Consider the following 18,671-nt stretch of genomic DNA (forward strand, 5'->3'; position numbering starts at 1 on the left):
CGTCGAACAGGATATACATGACGAATTCGGCCGCACGGTGCGGTCGAGGGCTGATCTTGTCCGCAGTGCCGCCTAGCGTGATCGCATGACATCCAGCGGGTCGCCCATTCTGACCGTCCGCGCACTCAACCGCGCCCTCCTCGAACGTCAGCTGCTGCTGCGCCGGGCGGCCCTGCCGGTCGTCGATGCGGTGGAGCACCTGGTCGGCCTCCAGGCGCAGTCGCCGATGGACCCCTACTACGGGCTCGCGGCCCGGCTCGACGGCTTCGACCCCGAGGAGCTCTCCGGCCTCCTCGCCTCGCGCGACGTCGTCCGCATCCCGGTGATGCGCTCGACGATCCACCTGGTCAGCGCCCGCGACTGCCGCGGCCTGCGCGACCTCTGCCGGCCCGTGATCGAGCGCTCGTTCCGCGGCAACCACGGCAAGCGCCTGCCGGGCGCCGACCTGCCGCGCGTGGCCGAGCTCGCAGCCCGCCTCGTCGCCGAGCGCCCGCACACCTTCCACGACCTCGGCCGGGCCCTCGCCGAGGAGTGGCCGGAATACGCCCCACAGGATCTCGCGATGGCCGCGCGGGCCCTGCTGCCGCTCGTCCAGGTGCCCCCGCGCGGGCTGTGGGGCCGCAGCGGGCCCGCCGCACACACGACCGCCGGGCACTGGCTGGGCGACCCCGGGCCGGGTACCGCCCCCGAGGGGGCGACCGCCCCCGAGGGGCCGGGGCACGCGACCGAGCCGGGCGCCGTCCTCCTGCGCTACCTCGCCGCCTTCGGCCCCGCCTCCGTCAAGGACATGCAGAAGTGGTCCGGCCTCACCGGGCTGCGCGCGGTCGCCGACGGCCTCCGCCCCGGACTGCGCACCTTCCGCGACGAGACCGGCACCGAACTCCTCGACCTCCCCGGCGCCCCGCTGCCCGACCCCGGCACCGACGCCCCGGTGCGGTTCCTGCCGGAGTTCGACAACATCTTCCTCTCGCACGCCGACCGCGCCCGCATCGTCGCCTCCGACCACTTCCGGCGCATCTGGCGCGTCAACCGCGCCGCCCCCACCGTCCTCCTGGACGGCTTCCTCCGCGCCGTCTGGCGCCTCGACCGGGGCCCGGACACCACGACGCTCGTGGTCGAGCCCTTCGAGACAATCCGCCGGGCGGAGCGTGCCCCGCTGGAGGAGGAGGCCGCCCGCGTGCTGGCCATGGCGGCCCCCGGCAGCAAGCACGACCTCCGCATCACCGGGACCGGCTGACGCCCAGCCTGACGCCCCGCCTCACGCCCCGCCTCACTCGCCGACGTCCCGGCTGCGCAGGTCCGCCGCCGTCTCACGGCGTACGAGCAGCCGCGCGCGGCCCCCGGACACCGCGACCACCGGCGGCCGCCCCACCAGGTTGTAGGACGACGCCATCGACAGGTGGTATGCCCCCGACGCCGGCACCGCCAGCACGTCGCCCGGCCGCAGGTCACCCGGCAGCGCCACCTCGTCGGCGAGCACGTCGCCCGCCTCGCAGTGCCGCCCCGCCACCGTCACGGCACGGGCGGGCGCGGCGGAGGAGCGGCCCGCGAGGCGGACCGTGTAGCGCGCCCCGTACAGCGCCGGGCGCGGGTTGTCGCTCATGCCGCCGTCGACGGCCACGAACGTCCGGCCGCCCGTGGACTTCACCGACAGCACCCGGTACAGCGCGACGCCCGCCGGCCCGGCTATCCACCGGCCCGGCTCGACGGTCAGCCGGGGCACGGGGAGGCCGAAGCGGGTGCACTCCAGTGCCAGTTCGCCCCCGATCCGGTCGGCGTACGTGCGCGGGTCCACGGCCGGGTCGCCCTCGCGGTAGGCGATGGCGAAGCCGCCGCCCAGGTTCAGCTCCGGGAGCGTCACCCCGTGCCGGTCGCGGATCCGGGCCAGCAGCGGGACGAGCCGGCGCACGGCCGTCACGTACGGGCCGAGCCCCGCGATCTGCGAACCGAGGTGGCAGTGCAGGCCCGCGAGCTCCAGCCGGGGCTGCCCCAGGAGCCGGGCCACCGCCTCCTCCGCCTCGCCGCCCGTGACCGACAGGCCGAACTTCTGGCCGTCCATCCCGGTGCGCACCGCCGCGTGCGCCCCGGCCGTCACTCCCGGTACGACCCGCAGCAGCACGCGCTGGCGGGAGCCCGGCGGCACGAGGGAGGCGAGCCGCGCGATCTCGCCCGTGCCGTCGATGACGATCCGGCCCACGCCCAGGCGCAGCGCGGCCCGGACGTCGTCGGGGCTCTTGGCGTTGCCGTGCAGCAGGATCCGCTCGGCGGGGAAACCGCTGTGCGCGGCCAGCTCCAGCTCGCCCGCGGAGCAGACGTCCAGGCACAGGCCCTCCTCCTCGATCCAGCGGACCATGGCGCGGGAGAGGAACGCCTTGCCGGCGTAGGCGATGTCGGCGCCCGGGAGGGCGGTGCGCCAGGCGCGGGCGCGGGTCCGCACCTCGTCCTCGTCCAGGACGTAGACGGGCGTGCCGAACCGGTCGGCGATCTCGCCCAGCGGCACCCCGCCGACGGCGAGCCCGCCGGCCGGCACCTCCCGGGCGGACGCGGGCCACACCGGCGCCACCGGGGCGCCGGAGGGGCGGGGCGGGGACACGGGGGCGGTCGGCACGGCCACGGGGGCTCCTTCGGAGGGATTGCGGGGGCGAGCGGCCTTGGGCTGGTTCGGCATCGCCGGGTTGCGCCGTGGTGGTTGCGCGCCGTCGCGGCGGGTTTCCTTGCCTGCGGCAAGGGGGCAGCGGAAGAGGCTTCCGGCGATGCCGAGGGGCGGTCGGCGGTGCCCCAGGTCAGTCCGTACGGACCGGGGAAGCCGTCAGCTGGGGGTCTACGGAGACTTGGTCGACGCCGAGGGGGGACGCCAGGGCCCGGACCGCGGGGAGGGCCAGCCGGACGGCGGCCTGGTCCGGGCCCAGAACGTCCGAAAGCCGTCGCTCCGTGGTGAAGGCGACGGCGGTCCGCTCGCCGAGGGGCGAGCGGAAGACCCGCAGGGCGAAACCGCACGCGCAGCGCCGCACGGGGACGTACAGCGGCCGGGCGTCGGTACGCCCGGCGGGATGGGATGGCTCGGCAGAATCCGCCTCGCAGCTCTGCGGGCTGTCGACGGCTGCCACGGCTGCGACTGCGGCGGCTTCGGCGGGGGTACGGCTCAGGTGCATGACGGTCCTCGGGAACTCGGGAGGTGTCGGATGGGAGCGTCGCTGACGGCGCCGCGGCGCCGCCGTTCACGCTATGCCCGTACCGAACCCCGCCGAGCTCCTCCTTGACAGCCTGTTGACCCTCGGTGCCACTCCTTTGACGCTTCGTTGACGGGCCCGTGGAGGCCCCGGAGGTCACGGTTCCGGCAGCGCTTCCGGAGGTGCCACGAGCGGCGCCCACAGCCGTACTCTCGGCCCCACCTCCAGCCATAGTCCCGGCCGTACTTCCAGCCGTACTTCACACCGCCCCTCCGCCCCTCCACTCACGGCAGCAACCCCGCCCGCCGCGCCGCGACCACCGCCTCCAGGCGCGTGTGCACCCCCAGCTTCCGCATGCTCGACCGGAGGTAGCTCTTGACCGTTTCCGGGCGCAGGCCCAGCCTGTCCGCCGCGGTGGCGTTCGTCGCGCCCGACGCCACGCACGCGAGGACGTCCACCTCGCGCGGCGACAGGTCGACGGCCGGCCCCGCCCGCCGGGCCGCCGGGTCCGAGGAGGAGGCCGCCGCGAGGCGCCCGCACGCCGCCAGCAGCTCCTGCCGGAGCCGGGGGTCCGTGACACGCTGTGCCAGGGCGCGTAACTCGAAGTGCGCCTCGCGGACCTCCTCCCACATCGCCGGGTCGGCGGTGGTCGGCTGATGGGCCACCGACAGCAGCCGCTGGACCTCGTCCTGCACGGCGAGGGCCTGTTCCAGCTCGCGCGCCGCGTCGACGGCGGCCGTCAGGGAGCGGTCCCCGAGGGTGAGCGGGCGGCGCAGGGCGCCGTAGAGGACGCCCCGCACCCGGCCCCGCACGACGACGGGCACCGCGAGCACGGAGCGCAGGCCCTCGGCCGCCACCGCCGCGTCGTACTCGTGGGTGATGACGTGCGAGGCCTGGTAGTCGGTCACGGACAGCGGCCGGGTCAGGGCGGCCGCCTTGCCGCCCAGCCCGCTGCCCGTGCGGATCGCCAGTCCGCGCAGCACCGGCGTCGTCGTTCCGGTCATGTCCGATATTCGGAACTGCCGGGCTCCTGTGAGCAGTCCGCCGAAGGCGACCGGCAGTCCGGCACCCCTGCGCATCCGCATGAGTGCCGCCCGTACCTCGGCCGTTCCGTCCGGGTCTCCCATCGCTGCCTCCCCGTCCCGGATCCGGAGGTGGAATCTCCGTATCCCTGAAATGCGGCCACCCCCGTTCGGGGGTGGTGAGACTCAGATCACCGTCGCACGATGCTAACCATGCGGGCCGGCGACGCGACCCGCAATCTGGAGGACATGTGACGTCATCGAAGCCGAGAGCCGCCGGAGACCCCGGAGACACAGCCGGAACTCCCGCCCCCGCGGCCGCGTTCCGCGCCGCCCGGGACTTCCTCCTCGCGCACCGCGAGGACTGGCAGGCGGCCCGCGAGGGCTTCGTCTGGCCCCGCCCGGCGGAGTTCAACTGGGCCCTGGACTGGTTCGACACCATCGCCGAGGGCAACGACCGGACCGCCCTGTGGATCACCGAGGAGGACGGCTCCGAGGCCAGGCTCTCCTTCGACACCCTGCGCCGCCGCTCCAACCAGGTGGCCAACTGGCTGCACGAGCAGGGCGTACGGGCCGGGGACCGCATCGTCGTCATGCTCGGCAACCAGACCGAGCTGTGGGAGACCGCCCTCGCCGCGATGAAGCTGCGCGCCGTGGTCATCCCGGCCACCCCGCTCCTCGGCGCCGACGGCCTGGCCGACCGCGTGGAGCGCGGCCGCGCCGCCCACGTGCTCGTACGGGCTGCGGACACCGGCAAGTTCGCCGCCGTGCCGGGCGACTACACCCGGATCGCGGTGGGGGAGCGGACCGCCGGCTGGCTCTCCTACGCCGGCGCGGCGCACGCCGCCGACACCTTCACCCCCGACGGGCCCACCCGCGCCGACGATCCCCTGCTGCTCTACTTCACCTCCGGCACCACTGCCCGGCCCAAGCTCGTCGAGCACACCCACATCTCGTACCCCGTCGGCCACCTGACGACCATGTACTGGATCGGGCTGCGGCCGGGCGACGTCCACCTCAACATCTCCTCGCCCGGCTGGGCCAAGCACGCCTGGTCCAGCCTCTTCGCCCCCTGGAACGCCGAAGCCACCGTCTTCGTGCACAACTACACCCGCTTCGACGCCGCCCGCCTCATGGCCGGGATGGACCGGGCGGGCGTGACGAGCTTCTGTGCGCCGCCCACCGTCTGGCGGATGCTCATCCAGGCCGACCTGGGCCTGCTGCGCACCCCGCCCCGCGAGGCCGTCGCCGCGGGCGAACCCCTCAACCCCGAGGTCATCGAGACCGTGCGGCGGGCCTGGGGCGTGACGATCCGCGACGGCTTCGGCCAGACCGAGACCACCGTGCAGATCGCCAACCCGCCGGGCCAGTGCGTGAAGACCGGATCCATGGGCCGCCCGAGCCCCGGCTTCACCGTCGTCCTCCTCGACCCCGTCACGGGCGAGCCTGCCGACGAGGGCGAAATCGCCCTCGACCTCTCCGACCGCCCGGTCGGCCTCATGACGGGCTACGCGGGCGACGCCGCACGCACCGCGGAGGTCATGGCCGGCGGCTACTACCGCACCGGCGACATCGCCGCCCGCGACGCCGACGGTTACCTCACCTACGTGGGCCGGAGCGACGACGTCTTCAAATCGAGCGACTACAAGGTCTCCCCCTTCGAGCTGGAGAGCGTCCTCCTCGAACACGAGGCCGTCGCCGAGGCCGCCGTCGTCCCCGCGGCCGACCCGCTGCGGCTCGCCGTGCCCAAGGCCTACGTCGTGCTCGCCGAGGGCTGGGAGCCCGGCCCCGGCACCGCCGCGGCCCTCTTCGCCCACTCCCGGGCCAGGCTCGCCCCCTACCAGCGCATCCGCCGCCTGGAGTTCGCCGAGCTGCCCAAGACCGTGTCCGGCAAGATCCGCCGCATCGAGCTGCGTGAGCGCACCGCGCGCGGCGGCGGTGCCGAGTACCGAGAGGAAGACCACCGGTGACCACACCCTCGTACGCGGCCGGGAGCACCACCATCCCGCTGATCGACGACACCATCGGCGCGGACCTCGCGTTCACCGTCGAGCGGTTCGGCGACCGCGACGCCCTCGTCGACGTCCCCAGCGGCCGCCGCTGGACCTACGCCGAGTTCGGCCGGGCCGTCGAGGGGGTGGCGCTCGGCCTGCTGGCCAAGGGGGTGGCCAAGGGTGACAGGGTGGGCATCTGGGCCGTCAACTGCCCCGAGTGGGTCATGGTCCAGTACGCGGCGGCACGCGTCGGCGCCATCATGGTCAACATCAATCCGGCCTACCGCGTCCACGAACTCGGCTACGTGCTGCGCCAGGCCGGCGTCAGCGTCCTAGTCGCCTCCGTCGAGCACAGGACCAGCGACTACCGGCGCATGGTCGAGCAGGTGCGCGCCGACTGCCCGGCGCTGCGCGACGTCGTCTACATCGACGACCCGACCTGGACCGGCCTCGTCAGGTCCGGGGAGGGGGTGCCCCGCGAGCGGCTCGCCGAGCGCGAGGCGCAGCTGAGCTGCCACGACCCGGTCAACATCCAGTACACCTCCGGCACCACGGGCTTCGCCAAGGGCGCCACCCTCTCCCACCACAACATCCTCAACAACGGCTATTTCGTGGGCGAGTTGCTCGGCTACACCGAGGCCGACCGGGTCTGCCTGCCCGTGCCCTTCTACCACTGCTTCGGCATGGTCATGGGCAACCTCGCCGTCACCAGCCACGGCGCCTGCGCCGTCATCCCGGCCCCGTCCTTCGACCCCACCGCCACGCTGCACGCCGTCGAGCGCGAGCGCTGCACCTCCCTCTACGGCGTGCCCACGATGTTCATCGCCGAGCTGGAGCTGCCGGACTTCGCCACGTACGACCTGTCCTCGCTGCGGACCGGCATCATGGCGGGCTCGCCGTGCCCGGCCGAGGTGATGAAGCGGGTCATGGGCGAGATGCACATGTCCGAGGTCTCCATCTGCTACGGGATGACCGAGACCTCACCGGTCTCCACCCAGACGCGGCGCGACGACGACATCGACCGGCGCACCGGCACGGTGGGCCGCGTCCTGCCGCACATCGAGGTGAAGGTCGTCGACCCGGAGACGGGGGAGACCGTCCCCCGCGGCGAGCCCGGCGAGCTGTGCACGCGCGGCTATTCGGTGATGCTCGGCTACTGGGAAGAGCCGGAGCGCACCGCCGAGGCCGTCGACGGCGAGCGCTGGATGCACACCGGCGACCTCGCGGTGATGGGCGAGGACGGCTACGTCCGCATCGTCGGCCGCATCAAGGACATGATCATCAGGGGTGGGGAGAACGTCTACCCGCGGGAGATCGAGGAGTTCCTCTACACCCACCCCAAGATCTCCGACGTGCAGGTCGTCGGGGTGCCCGACGAGAAGTACGGCGAGGAGATCATGGCCTGCGTGATACTCCGCGACCCGGACCGGCCCCTCAGCCGCGACGAGCTCGCCCGCTTCTGCCGGGGGCGGCTCGCCCACTACAAGATCCCGCGCTACCTGCGGATCCTGGACGCCTTCCCCATGACGGTCAGCGGCAAGGTCCGCAAGGTGGAACTGCGCGAACTGGCGGCGACGGTGGCGAGCGGCCCGGAATAGAAAGCCGCCGCGGCGGCGGGGAACGATCACGGCGAGGAGCCGGCGGAAGGCGCAGTCACCGGGACCGGGGTGCAGCCTGATCCGCAGGAAAACCGCGGGCCCCGCCCGGAAGATGGAGGGGCCCGCGATCCCCCGTACGTTTCGCGGGCCCGGTACGAAGTCTCCGCCCCGGGGCCCCGGCCCGCCATCCTCCGGCCGTGGTTCAGAGGAAAAATTGAGCTTGGCGGTACGGGCGGCTCACGCGGGCCCGCGCTCGACGAGCTCGTCGGCCGGGGCGTTCAGCGGCTGCGGAGCGCCGGTGAGGTCCATCACGAACAGCGGAAGGTGCAGGTCGTCCGCGCGGGAACGCGCCTCGCGCCCGTACCCGGCGAGGGAGAAGAACGCCCCCGGGACGCCGTCCGCCAGGCCGTGCAGCCACAGGCACTCCACGGCCCGCAGTGAGGACGGCACGGTGGACGGGTCGACGCGGGCGACCAGCCCGGCCGCGCGCAGGTCGACGCCCTCCTCGTCCGGATCGCCGGCCCGGGTGACGTCCTCGTACCCCAGCCAGGACAGATAGCGTCCGGCGGCCGCCACCGCATCGCCCGCGGTGCGGATGGCGACCGGCCGGAAGGCGGGGCGCGGGGCCCGCGCGGGGCGGTCGCCGGCCCCGGGCCCGCCGCCCCCGGGCTCGGGCGGCCGGACGGGCAGCCGCACCACCGTGCCGCACGAGCAGCCGAATTCCGGCCGCGGCCACTGGTCCTGCCGGTCGCAGGCGGGGCAGCGCACGGCCACCCACGCGTCGCGCCAGGTGCGGTGCGCGACGGTTTCGGGGGAGGCGTCCGCCAGGACCGGCAGCGTGAGCGGCGCACCGCACGCGCAGGGGAAGGTGGGCGGGGTGAACGAGTGCTCGCGACGGCACGTCGGGCAGTGAACCGGCACGCTCTTGGCCATTTCGGCTCCAGCAACGGGTCCGTGAGGTATGCGTACGGGCCCATCGTCCACGATGCGGGCGCACCGGGGGAGCAAATGGGGAAGTGGGCGCCGCGCCCTCCGTGCGCCCCGGGGCGCGGCCGGGCGGGGGCGGGCGCGCGCCCCAGTGCCGCGCCGAGCCGCAGCCGGCGAAGGCCCGGCGATGGTCTGGCGAAGACCCGGCGGAAGGTCCTACCGGTCCGGGACGGGCTCGCTTTCGCGCACCGCGTCGATGTCGGGGCCGTGCGGCGTGTCCGCCTCGCGCTCGATCAGGATCTCCACCAGCACCGGCCGCGAGGTCGCCGCCGCCTCCTTGCGGGCCCATTCGATCGCGGGGCGGATCTCCGCGGGCGTCACGACGCGGCGGCCCGAGCAGCCGTAGGCCTCCATGAGGCGGACGTTGTCCGTGCCCGTCTCGTCGTAGTGGACGTCGACCTGGTAGTTCATGCCGTAGCCGGCCGAGGCCTGGCGGATGAGGCCCAGGTACTCGTTGTTGAGCATGATCAGCACGAAGGGGACGTCGTACTGCGCGGCGACGGCGAGCTCCTCGGCCGTGAACTGGAAGCCGTAGTCGCCGACCACGCCGACGACCTCCTCCGCGCCCCGCCCCATGCCCTGCAGCGCCTTCTTCACGCCGATCGCGGCCGGCACCTCCCAGCCGAGCGGGCCGGCCTGCCCGCAGACCTGGTAGTGGCGCGGCTTGTGGGCCTTCTGGTGCTGGCCGCCCCAGATCTGGTACAGGCCGATCGCCGTGACGAACCACGTGTCCGCACCGAAGACCTCGTTGATCTCCCGGTAGACGCGCGGCGCCTTGACGGGGACGGAGTCGTAGTCGTCCCGGCGGGTCAGGGTGCGCTTGAGGTCGCGGCAGCGCGCGGCCCACGCGTCGTGGCGGGGGCGGGCGGCGCGCGCCTTCGCCGCCGCCAGCAGGGCGGCCAGGAACAGCTTCGCGTCGGAGACGACGCCCAGGTCCGGCTCGAAGACCCGGCCGAGCTGGCCCGGGTCGACGTCCACGTGCACGAAGGTCCGCCGCCCCCGGTAGACGGACAGGTCCGCGCCCGTGTGCCGGTCGCCGAAGCGGGCGCCGACGGCGAGGACGAAGTCCGCCTCCAGGAAGGAGGCGTTGGCGTACCGCTGCGAGGTCTGGATGCCGGTGGTGCCCATGTGGAGCTCGTGGTCGTCCTCGACGGCCCCCTTGCCCATGAGCGTCACCTGGAACGGCACCCGGAGGCGCTCCACCAGCTCCCGCAGCTCCGCCGCGGCACCGGAGAGGATCACCCCGCCGCCGGCCAGCACCAGCGGCCGCTCGGCCGCCAGCAGCAGGTCCAGCGCGGCCTCGACGCGCGGCGGGTGCGGCGCGACGACGGGGACGGGCAGCGGAGCGTCCAGCGCGGCGTCGTAACGGATCTCGCGGCGCGCGACGTCAACGGGGATGTCGATCAGCACGGGCCCCGGGCGCCCCGACCGCGCGATGCGGAACGCCTCCCGGAACGCCCACGGGACCTGCGCCGCCTCCTTGATCTGCACCGCCCACTTGGTCACCGGCCGGACGATCTCCACGATGTCGACGGCCTGGAACGCCTCCTGGTGCAGCTTGGTGGAGACCGCCTGCCCGGTGATGCACAGCATCGGGACGGAATCGGCGAAGGCCGTGTAGAGGCCGGTGACGAAGTTGGTGCCGCCCGGGCCGGACGTGGCGATGGCGACGCCGGGCCTGCCGTTCGTACGGGCCCAGCCGTCGGCCATGTGCGTGGCTCCCGCCTCGTGACGGACAATCAGATGCTCGATGCCGCCGATCGCTTGCAGCGCCTGGTAGAGGGGCAGGACGGCGGCGCCGGGGCAGCCGAAGGCGACGTCGACGCCCTCGTCCTTCATGATGTGGACGGCGGCGTGCATGGCGGGCATCGTGCCGGTGCCGCTCACGGTACGGGTGCCGCTCACGACGCCGCTCCCGAGAGCCGCTCGACGCCGCGCAGCAGGGCCGAGTGGTCGAGTCCGCCGTCGCCCTGCGCGCGGGCGGCCGCCACCAGGGTCGCCACCAGGCCGCCCAGCGGCAGGACGGCACCGACGGCCCGGGCCGCGTCCGTGACGATGCCCATGTCCTTGTGGTGCAGGTCGATGCGGAAGCCCGGGGGATAGTGCCGGGAGAGGAAGTTGTGCCGCTTGCGGCTGAGCACGGCGGAGCCGGCGAGGCCGCCGCCGAGCACGTCCAGGGCCGCCTCCAGGTCCACGCCGGACTTCTCCAGGAAGACCACGGCCTCGGCGCACGCCTGGATGTTCGCGGCCACGATCAGCTGGTTGGCGGCCTTCACGGTCTGGCCGGCCCCGTGCGGGCCGCAGTGCACGATGGTCGTGCCGAGCGCGCCGAAGAGCGGCCGGGCCCGCTCGAAGTCGGCCCGCTCGCCGCCCACCATGATGGACAGGACGCCTTCGACGGCACCGGCCTCACCGCCGGAGACGGGAGCGTCCAGGACGCGCACGCCCTTGGCGGCGGCGGCCGCCGCGAGTTCGGCGGAGGTGCGCGGGGTGACGGACGACATGTCGATGAAGAGGGTGCCGGGAGCGGCGTGGGCGAGGACGCCGTCCTCGCCGTGAGCGACGGCTTCCACGTCGGGCGAGGCGGGGACCATCGTGACGACGACGCCCGCCCCGCGGACGGCCTCGGCGACGGAGCGGGCCGGGGTGCCGCCCGCGGCCGCCAGCCGGTCGAGCCCGGCCTGTTCGAGGGTGTGGCCGGTGACCTCGTACCCGGCCTTGAGGAGGTTCGAGGCCATGGGCAGGCCCATGATCCCGAGCCCGATCCAGGCGACGCGGGGGAGGGGAGAGGGCATGGGGTTCCTTCCAGGGGAGAGACAGCCGTTTCAGGGGAGATTCGGAGGAGGTTGCAGGGGAGGCTCGGAGGAGACCGGCGGGCGTCCTGTCAGTGCCGTCCCAGCCATCCGAAGGCGTTCTCGCTCGGCCCGGAGGGCCGGTACTCCAGCCCCACCCACCCCGTGTAGCCCGCCTTGTCGAGCCGGGTCAGCAGGTCCGGCACGTCCAGGGCGCCCGTCCCGGGCTCGCCCCGCCCCGGGGCGTCGGCCAGTTGCACGTGGCCCGTGTGGGCGGGCCCGTACGCGGAGACGGCCGCGGCCAGGTCCTCGCCCGCCATCGCCAGGTGGTAAAGGTCCATCAGGAACCGGGCGTTGCCGAGCCCGCTGGCCTCGTTGACCCGCTCCACGAGCCCGACGGCGCGCGCCGACCCGGTCACGGGGTACGCGGGGGACTCGGCGGGGTTGAGCGCTTCGACGAGCACCTGCGCGCCCACCCGGTCGGCCGCCCGCGCGGCCCGGACGAGGTTCTCCAGCGCGAGCGCGTCCTGCACCCGCGGATCGGTGCCCGCGATGCGGTTGCCGTAGAGGGCGTTGAGCGCCGTGCACCCCACGGAGGCCGCGAAGCCGGCCGCGACGTCGAGGTTGGCGCGGAAGCGGTCGGATTCGGCCCCGGGGAGGGAGAGGGCCCCGCGGTCCGGCCCGGGCAGTTGCCCGGCGTAGAAGTTCAGGCCCACCAGGCGCGTGCCCGCGTCCTCCAGCGCCCCGCGCAGGGCGTCGAGTTCGCGGGCCTCCGGGACCGGGGACGCGGGCCAGGGCCACCACAGCTCGACGGCGCCGAAGCCCGCCGCCGCGGCCGCCGCGGGGCGCTCCAGGAGCGGCAGTTCGGTGAAGAGCATCGACAGGTTGACGGCGAAGCGGTGCCGGGGGAAGGTCACCTCGCTCACCTACTTCCGTATGATGGAATCCAGATTCTGCTGTACGGAAGCGTGCTCGTCGTTCCCGCTCCCTGTCAAGGCGAGTAGGTTGGCCGTCGTGCGATTGAGAGTGGAGTTCACGACGGAACCGTTCGACCTCGACCGGATGCCCGCCCATGCCGAGGCCGCCCGCGACGCCCTGCAGGGCTCCGGCCTCGACGCCGTGGACGTCGGCCCGTTCGGGAACACCGCGGAGGGTCGCGCCGACTCCGTGCTCGCAGCCGTCGAGCAGGTTCTGCGCACGTCCCTCGGGGCCGGCGCCACACGGGTGTCGCTGCAGGTCAACGTGGTCGACGAGGAGAGCGCGCAGTGACGGAGGAGGTGGCGGCCGTCCACCCGTTCCGCGCGGCGGTCGCGCCCCTGGTCGACGCCATGGGCGGAGAGATGGTCGACCCGGAGCACGCCGCGTCCGGCGACGTGATGCTGTCCTGGGAAGGTCGCGAAGTCGTCGCCGTACGGCTGCCCCGGCTGTCGGCCTCGCTCGATCACATACTGGCCGACCTGGAGCGCCGGCACGGCCGGCCCCTGGCCCAACTCGACCGGAAGACCAAGCAGTCGGTGGTGCGCGCGCTGGAGGAGCGCGGCGCGTTCTCCCTGCGGCACGGCGTGGAAACGGTGGCCGCGGCGCTCGGCGTCAGCCGCTTCACGGTCTACAACTACCTCAACAGGGAAGGCGGGCTGTCCGGGAAGGGCTGACGGGGTACCGCCACGGGCGACTTCTTCAACAAACTGTTGACGCGGCGTTCTCCGGGGCGTTAGCTATGCGCAGCCGTCCGCACAGCCGCAGTCGTCCGCGCAGCCCGTCACCGCCCCGGAGGCGCCCGTGACTTCGTGCCCGACGCCGGGGCTCACCCGGTTCAACACGGCCGAGGACAGCGTTGCCCGCGCCGCACTGCACGCCATCTGTGCCAGTGGGGCGTGGGCGGACGCGCTCCTCGCCCGGCGCCCGTACCCCGGCGCCGAAGCCCTCCTCGCCGCGAGCGACGCCGCCACCGCGGCGCTCTCCGCGGCCGGCCTGGCCGAGGCCATGGCGGCCCACCCGCCCATCGGGCGCCCGGCCCCCGGCGACCCGGCCTCCGCCCGCGAGCAGCGCGGCATGGCGCAGGCGCCGCCGGAGCTCCGGGCCGAGATGCTCGCCCTCAACCTCGCCTACCAGCGGAAGTTCGGGCACGTCTTCCTGATCTGCGCGACCGGCCTCGGCGCCGCGCAGCTGCTCGACGCCATCCGGCACAGGACCGGCAACACGCCGGAACGCGAACGCGAGATCGTGCGCGGGGAACTGGGCAAGATCAACCGCATCCGGCTGGGCCGGCTGGTGGAGGATCCGGCCGGCCCGTACGCCCTCGCACAGGAAGGCACCCGCCCGTGAAGCCCACCGCGGACCCCGCCACCGCCTCGCCGCCCGCCACCGCCTCGGTGTCCACGCACGTCCTGGACACCGCCACGGGCCGCCCCGCCGAGGGCGTCGCCGTCGAGATGTCCGCGCGGAGCGGGGAGGACGGGCCCTGGTCGGCGTGCGGTAGCTCGGTGACGGACGCGGACGGGCGCTGCACGGGGCTCCCCCCGGCGCCGGAGGGGACGACCCACGTCCGGCTCCGGTTCGGCGTGGGGTCGTACGCCGCCCGGGGGAACGGCGACGGGGCCCCGTTCTTCCCGGAGGTGGCCGTGGTCTTCGCGGTCACGCCGCGCGAGCACCACCACGTACCGCTGCTGCTCAGTCCGTTCGGCTATTCCGTGTACCGAGGGAGCTAGCACACCATGCCCACCGTTCTCGGCCAGAACCAGTACGGCAAAGCCGAAACCCGCGTCGTCCGGGTCACCCGTGAAGGCCCCGTCCACCACATCCGGGACCTCAACGTCTCCGTGGCCCTGTCCGGCGCCATGGAGGACGTCCACCTCTCCGGCTCCAACGCCAGCGTCCTGCCGACGGACACCACGAAGAACACCGTGTTCGCCTTCGCCAAAGAGCACGGCATTGCGTCGCCCGAGGAGTTCGCCGCGCGGCTGGCGTTCCACTTCGTCTCCGGGCAGGAGGCCATCGGCACCGCCCGGATCCGCGTCGAGGAGTACGCGTGGGAACGGATCCCGGCCCCCGGCGGCGGCGCCCACTCCTTCGTCCGCCGCGGCCGCGAGACGCGCACCGCGCAGGTCACCTACGGCGGCCCGGACGGGGGATGGCAGATCCTCTCCGGCCTCAAGGGCCTCGTCGTCATGAACACCACCGACTCCGAGTTCCACGGCTACGTCAAGGACCGCTACACCACCCTCCCCGAGACCCGCGACCGCATCCTCGCCACCGAGGTCAACGCGTGGTGGCGGCATGCGGGGGACGGCGGGAGCGCCGGGACCGGCGGTAGTGCCGGGACCGGGGAGAGCAGTGGGACCGGCAGCGGCGAGGAGGGCAAGCGCGACTGGGACGGCAGTTACGAAGCGACGCGCGGCCACCTGCTGGACGCCTTCGCCGGGACGTACTCCCTCTCCCTCCAGCAGACCCTCTACGCCATGGGCTCCCGCGTCATCGAAGAGGACCCCCGCATCGACGAGATCCGCCTCTCGCTGCCCAACAAGCACCACTTCCTGGCCGACCTCCGGCCGTTCGGCCTTGAGAACGACAACGAGGTGTACTTCGCGGCCGACCGCCCGTACGGCCTCATAGAGGCCACCGTCCTGCGCGAGGGCGCCACGGCGGCCGTCCCGCCGGACCTGACGAACCTTCCGTGACCCGACAGCGAGGACAGCGAGGAATCACCGTGGCCGCTCCCCCCACCGGCTCCGCCGAACGCATCGTCATAGAGAACTGCGCCGTCGCCACCGTCGACGCCGACGACACCGAGTACGCGTCGGGCCACGTCGTCGTCGCCGGCAACCGCATCGAGTCCGTGGGACCCGGGCCCGCGCCCGCGGGGCTCGCCGGAGTCGTCCGGCGCGTCGACGGCACGGGCCACCTGGCCACCCCCGGCCTGGTCAACACCCACCACCACTTCTACCAGTGGCTCACCCGCGGCCTCGCCCAGGACTGCAACCTCTTCGACTGGCTCGTCGCCCTCTACCCCACCTGGGCCCGCATCGACGAGCCCATGGTGTACGCGGCGGCGCGCGGCTCCCTCGCGATGATGGTCCGCGGCGGCGTCACCACCGCCATGGACCACCACTACGTCTTCCCGCGGGGCTCGGGCGACCTCCTCGGCGCCGAGATCCGCGCCGCCCGCGAGATGGGCGTCCGCTTCCACCCGACGCGCGGCTCGATGGACCTCGGGAAGTCCGACGGCGGCCTGCCGCCGGACTTCGCGGTCGAGAGCACCGAGGACGCGCTCGCCGCCACCGAGGAGGCCGTCGACACCCACCACGACCCGGCGTTCGACTCCATGCTGCGCGTCGGCGTCGCCCCCTGCTCCCCCTTCTCCGTCACCACCCGGCTGCTGCGCGAGTCCGCCGCGCTGGCCCGGCGCAAGGGCGTGCGCCTGCACACGCACGGCTCCGAGACCGTCGAGGAGGAGCAGTTCTGCAAGGAACGCTTCGGCATGGGCCCGACGGACTACTTCGAGTCCACGGGCTGGCTCGGCGACGACGTGTGGATGGCCCACTGCATCCACATGAACGACGCCGACATCGCCGCCTTCGCCCGGACCGGCACGGGCGTCGCGCACTGCCCCTCCTCCAACGCCCGGATCGCGGCCGGCACCGCCCGCGTGCCCGACCTGCTCCGGGCCGGCGTCCCGGTGGGGCTCGGCGTCGACGGGACCGCCTCCAACGAGTCCGGCGAGCTGCACACCGAGTTGCGCAACGCCCTCCTCGTCCACCGGCTGGCCGGCGGCGAGAAGGCTCTGAACGCCCGTCAGGCCCTGCGGCTCGGCACGTACGGCGGGGCGCAGGTGCTCGGCCGTACGGACGGCATCGGCTCGCTGGAGCCCGGCAAACTCGCCGACCTCGTGCTGTGGAAGCTCGACGGGCTCGGCCACTCCACGATCGGGGACCCGGTCGCCGCGCTCGTCCTGGGCGCCCCCGCGCCCGTCACCCTCTCCCTGGTCAACGGCCGTCCGGTGGTCGAGCACGGCCGGCTCGTGACCGCCGACGAGGACGACATCGCCCGCGGCGCACGGGAGGAGGCCCGGCGCCTGGCCCGGATCGCCGGGGGAGGCTGACCTCCCCCGGCGCGACCCGGCCGAGGGGGACGGCCCTCGGCCGGGCCTGCCCGCCCCGACGGCGGACCCGGGGGCCGTGGCCCCTCGGGGACCCCCTCCCGCCGCAACGGCGCTGGACCGGTCACGACCTGATCGGCGGTGCCGGACCCGCCCGGGAGGGCGCATGGCACCGCCGGGATCCGTCGTCGGGGTTACGCGCCGCGGCGGCGGAGCCGGGGGCCTGGCCTCTCGGGCCGGGGGCCGCAACCCTGTCGGGCCCGCCCGGGAGGGCGTACGGCACTGCCAGGCTCCGCCGTCGGGGTTGCGCGCCGCGGCGGCGGATTCGAGGGGCCTGGCCCCTCGGCCCGAGAGGCGGGCCCCGGTTTCCGCCCCCGGGTGGCTCCTTCCCGCCGCAGCGGCGCTCGACCGAGTGACCACCTGATCGGCGGTGCCGATCGCACCGGGGCGCGCGGTGGCGCCGGGGCCTCGGAGCCCGCCCCGGGTCCATCCACCCCCGCCGCAAGCGGCGGGCGAAGGAGGTACGCCGTGGCCGTAGACGAAGCCGAGGCCGGGACCGGTCGCAGTGGTGGGGCCGGCAAGGCCGACGCGCATCCCGTCGACGAACTGCTCCCGCCGGGCCGGCTCCTGGCCGGCGGCCTGCAGCACGTGGCCGCCAGTTACGCCGGCGTCGTCGCCCCGCCGCTGGTCCTCGCCGCGGTCATCGGCCTCTCGCCCGCCGAGACCACCTTCCTCGTCGGCGCCGCCCTCTTCACGGCGGGCATCGCCACCCTCCTCCAGACGATCGGGTTCTGGAAGGTGGGGGCGAGGATGCCGTTCGTCAACGGCGTGTCGTTCGCGGGCGTCGCGCCGATGACCGCCGTCGTCGCCGGCCAGGCCGACAAGAGGGCCGCCCTCCCCGTCATCTTCGGGGCCGTCATGGTGGCGGGAGCCCTCGGCTTCGTCCTCGCCCCCTGGTTCTGCAGACTCGTCCGCTTCTTCCCGCCGCTGGTGAGCGGCACCGTCATCACCCTGATCGGGCTCACGCTCCTGCCCGTGGCGTTCGGCTGGATACAGGACGGCGCCCCGGCCGGCCCGGCCTCGCCGACCGGGCTGGGCCTGGCCGCGGCCACGCTCGCGACCGTGCTCGTCCTCCGCCGCCTGCTGCGCGGCTTCCTGCGGCAGATCGCGATCCTGCTGGGCCTCGCGGCGGGCACCCTGATCGCCGTACCGGCCGGGGCCGTCGACTTCGGGCCCGTCGAGCACGCCCCCCTCGCCGGCTTCCCGTCGCCCTTCCACTTCGGCGCCCCGCACTTCACGGTCTCCGCGACCGTCTCGATGTGCGTGCTGATGCTGGTCTGCATGACGGAGAGCACCGCCGACATGCTGGCGCTCGGGCAGGTCGTCGGCCGCCCCGCGGACGAGCGGACCATCGCGGCGGGCCTGCGCGCCGACACCCTCGGCACCGTCGTGAGCCCGGTCTTCAACGGCTTCGCCAACAGCGCCTTCGCGCAGAACATAGGCCTGGTGGCGATCACCCGGGTGCGCAGCCGCTACGTCGTGGCCGCGTGCGGGGCGATGTTCGTGCTGCTCGGCCTGAGCCCCGCCTTCGCCTCGCTCATCGCCGTCGTGCCGCGGCCGGTGCTCGGCGGGGCGGGGATCGTGCTGTTCGGGACGGTGGCGGCCAGCGGCATCCAGGTCCTGCTGGGGGCCGGCCTCGACAAGGGCGACAACCTGCTCGTAGCGGCGGTCTCGCTGGGCGTCGGCACGATACCGGTGGTCTCGCGGACGTTCTACGACGGCGGGGCCGTCCCCGGGACGCTGCGGACGCTCCTGGACTCCGGGGTGAGCGCGGGGTGCCTGACGGCGGTGCTGCTCAACCTCGCGTTCAACCACCTGGGGAGGCGGCGGCGTGACGCCGGTCCCTCTCCCGTGCGTGGCGACTAGGGGCAGAAGCTGCAATTCACGACAATAGGGTCAAACAACCCACCCTCGTACGGAGAGGGGTTCGTCGTGGACGCGGACGCGGCAGCC

Annotated in this window: 17 protein-coding genes; 10 read left to right on the forward strand and 7 right to left on the reverse strand. The window is 74.0% G+C overall.

The annotated features are described in order from the left end of the window. The first annotated feature begins 85 nt into the window (after window positions 1-85). A complete protein-coding gene (locus ACFZCD_RS22995) occupies window positions 86-1,237 on the forward strand; it encodes a winged helix DNA-binding domain-containing protein (RefSeq protein WP_391833700.1) in 1,152 nt (383 codons plus the stop codon). A 33-nt stretch (window positions 1,238-1,270) separates the two neighbouring features. Here ACFZCD_RS22995 and lysA read toward each other — a convergent pair whose 3' ends face one another. From lysA to ACFZCD_RS23010, 3 genes are all read right to left on the reverse strand, one after another. After that, entirely contained in the window at window positions 1,271-2,668 is a 1,398-nt protein-coding gene (gene lysA / locus ACFZCD_RS23000) for a diaminopimelate decarboxylase (RefSeq protein ID WP_391833702.1), read from the reverse strand. Between the two features lie 115 nt (window positions 2,669-2,783). Beyond that, window positions 2,784-3,152 carry an SAV_915 family protein gene (locus ACFZCD_RS23005; RefSeq protein WP_391833704.1) on the reverse strand — a complete coding sequence of 123 codons (369 nt, stop codon included), beginning with the start codon at window positions 3,150-3,152 and terminating at the stop codon, window positions 2,784-2,786. A 302-nt stretch (window positions 3,153-3,454) separates the two neighbouring features. Next, window positions 3,455-4,297 carry a response regulator transcription factor gene (locus ACFZCD_RS23010; protein WP_391833706.1) on the reverse strand — a complete coding sequence of 281 codons (843 nt, stop codon included), beginning with the start codon at window positions 4,295-4,297 and terminating at the stop codon, window positions 3,455-3,457. Window positions 4,298-4,443: 146 nt separating this feature from the next. Between ACFZCD_RS23010 and ACFZCD_RS23015 the strand changes: the two genes are divergently transcribed. Next, window positions 4,444-6,162, forward strand: a complete 1,719-nt coding sequence (locus tag ACFZCD_RS23015; protein WP_391833708.1) for an AMP-binding protein — start codon at window positions 4,444-4,446, stop codon at window positions 6,160-6,162. After that, on the forward strand, window positions 6,159-7,784 hold the full coding sequence (locus ACFZCD_RS23020; protein WP_391833710.1) for an AMP-binding protein: 1,626 nt from the start codon (window positions 6,159-6,161) through the stop codon (window positions 7,782-7,784). Before ACFZCD_RS23015 ends, ACFZCD_RS23020 begins: the two co-directional genes overlap by 4 nt. A 237-nt stretch (window positions 7,785-8,021) precedes the next feature. Here ACFZCD_RS23020 and ACFZCD_RS23025 read toward each other — a convergent pair whose 3' ends face one another. The 4 genes from ACFZCD_RS23025 to ACFZCD_RS23040 all read right to left on the reverse strand — a co-directional run bounded on the left by ACFZCD_RS23025 (window position 8,022) and on the right by ACFZCD_RS23040 (window position 12,441). Next, window positions 8,022-8,717: a hypothetical protein gene (locus ACFZCD_RS23025; RefSeq protein WP_391833712.1), complete on the reverse strand. Its 696-nt coding sequence runs from the start codon at window positions 8,715-8,717 to the stop codon at window positions 8,022-8,024. A 210-nt stretch (window positions 8,718-8,927) separates the two neighbouring features. Beyond that, window positions 8,928-10,640 carry a glyoxylate carboligase gene (gene gcl, locus ACFZCD_RS23030; protein WP_391834005.1) on the reverse strand — a complete coding sequence of 571 codons (1,713 nt, stop codon included), beginning with the start codon at window positions 10,638-10,640 and terminating at the stop codon, window positions 8,928-8,930. A 32-nt stretch (window positions 10,641-10,672) separates the two neighbouring features. Continuing rightward, a complete protein-coding gene (locus ACFZCD_RS23035) occupies window positions 10,673-11,566 on the reverse strand; it encodes a 2-hydroxy-3-oxopropionate reductase (protein WP_391833714.1) in 894 nt (297 codons plus the stop codon). Window positions 11,567-11,655: 89 nt separating this feature from the next. Beyond that, on the reverse strand, window positions 11,656-12,441 hold the full coding sequence (locus ACFZCD_RS23040) for a TIM barrel protein (protein WP_391834007.1): 786 nt from the start codon (window positions 12,439-12,441) through the stop codon (window positions 11,656-11,658). A 136-nt stretch (window positions 12,442-12,577) separates the two neighbouring features. Between ACFZCD_RS23040 and ACFZCD_RS23045 the strand changes: the two genes are divergently transcribed. The 7 genes from ACFZCD_RS23045 (at window position 12,578) to ACFZCD_RS23075 (ending at window position 18,584) form a co-directional block, all read left to right on the forward strand. Beyond that, the gene (locus ACFZCD_RS23045; protein ID WP_391833716.1) at window positions 12,578-12,832 is read left to right on the forward strand and encodes a thiamine-binding protein; all 255 of its coding nucleotides are present in this window, start codon (window positions 12,578-12,580) and stop codon (window positions 12,830-12,832) included. Window positions 12,833-12,891: 59 nt separating this feature from the next. Beyond that, complete coding sequence (locus ACFZCD_RS23050) at window positions 12,892-13,215, forward strand: helix-turn-helix domain-containing protein (protein WP_391834009.1); 324 nt, start codon at window positions 12,892-12,894, stop codon at window positions 13,213-13,215. Between the two features lie 127 nt (window positions 13,216-13,342). After that, window positions 13,343-13,888: a 2-oxo-4-hydroxy-4-carboxy-5-ureidoimidazoline decarboxylase gene (gene uraD, locus ACFZCD_RS23055; protein WP_391833718.1), complete on the forward strand. Its 546-nt coding sequence runs from the start codon at window positions 13,343-13,345 to the stop codon at window positions 13,886-13,888. Further along, window positions 13,885-14,271: a hydroxyisourate hydrolase gene (gene uraH, locus ACFZCD_RS23060; protein WP_391833720.1), complete on the forward strand. Its 387-nt coding sequence runs from the start codon at window positions 13,885-13,887 to the stop codon at window positions 14,269-14,271. Before uraD ends, uraH begins: the two co-directional genes overlap by 4 nt. Before the next feature lie 6 nt (window positions 14,272-14,277). Then, a complete protein-coding gene (gene pucL, locus ACFZCD_RS23065; protein WP_391833722.1) occupies window positions 14,278-15,240 on the forward strand; it encodes a factor-independent urate hydroxylase in 963 nt (320 codons plus the stop codon). Window positions 15,241-15,269: 29 nt separating this feature from the next. Next, window positions 15,270-16,661, forward strand: coding sequence for an 8-oxoguanine deaminase (locus ACFZCD_RS23070; RefSeq protein WP_391833724.1), 1,392 nt, complete (start codon window positions 15,270-15,272; stop codon window positions 16,659-16,661). 603 nt (window positions 16,662-17,264) lie between these two features. Beyond that, the gene (locus ACFZCD_RS23075; protein WP_391834011.1) at window positions 17,265-18,584 is read left to right on the forward strand and encodes a nucleobase:cation symporter-2 family protein; all 1,320 of its coding nucleotides are present in this window, start codon (window positions 17,265-17,267) and stop codon (window positions 18,582-18,584) included. Window positions 18,585-18,671: the final 87 nt, after the last annotated feature.

The sequence above is a fragment of the Streptomyces sp. NPDC008001 genome, from assembly GCF_042958085.1.
Lineage (GTDB): Bacteria > Actinomycetota > Actinomycetes > Streptomycetales > Streptomycetaceae > Streptomyces.

What these genes read in the sequence shown, in the direction of transcription:
- ACFZCD_RS22995 (WP_391833700.1), top strand. Translation starts at nt 86, where the DNA reads ATGACATCCAGCGGGTCGCCCATTCTGACCGTCCGCGCACTCAACCGC.
- lysA (WP_391833702.1), bottom strand. Translation starts at nt 2,668, where the DNA reads ATGCCGAACCAGCCCAAGGCCGCTCGCCCCCGCAATCCCTCCGAAGGA.
- ACFZCD_RS23005 (WP_391833704.1), bottom strand. Translation starts at nt 3,152, where the DNA reads ATGCACCTGAGCCGTACCCCCGCCGAAGCCGCCGCAGTCGCAGCCGTG.
- ACFZCD_RS23010 (WP_391833706.1), bottom strand. Translation starts at nt 4,297, where the DNA reads ATGGGAGACCCGGACGGAACGGCCGAGGTACGGGCGGCACTCATGCGG.
- ACFZCD_RS23025 (WP_391833712.1), bottom strand. Translation starts at nt 8,717, where the DNA reads ATGGCCAAGAGCGTGCCGGTTCACTGCCCGACGTGCCGTCGCGAGCAC.
- gcl (WP_391834005.1), bottom strand. Translation starts at nt 10,640, where the DNA reads ATGCCCGCCATGCACGCCGCCGTCCACATCATGAAGGACGAGGGCGTC.
- ACFZCD_RS23035 (WP_391833714.1), bottom strand. Translation starts at nt 11,566, where the DNA reads ATGCCCTCTCCCCTCCCCCGCGTCGCCTGGATCGGGCTCGGGATCATG.
- ACFZCD_RS23040 (WP_391834007.1), bottom strand. Translation starts at nt 12,441, where the DNA reads ATGCTCTTCACCGAACTGCCGCTCCTGGAGCGCCCCGCGGCGGCCGCG.
- ACFZCD_RS23050 (WP_391834009.1), top strand. Translation starts at nt 12,892, where the DNA reads ATGGGCGGAGAGATGGTCGACCCGGAGCACGCCGCGTCCGGCGACGTG.
- pucL (WP_391833722.1), top strand. Translation starts at nt 14,278, where the DNA reads ATGCCCACCGTTCTCGGCCAGAACCAGTACGGCAAAGCCGAAACCCGC.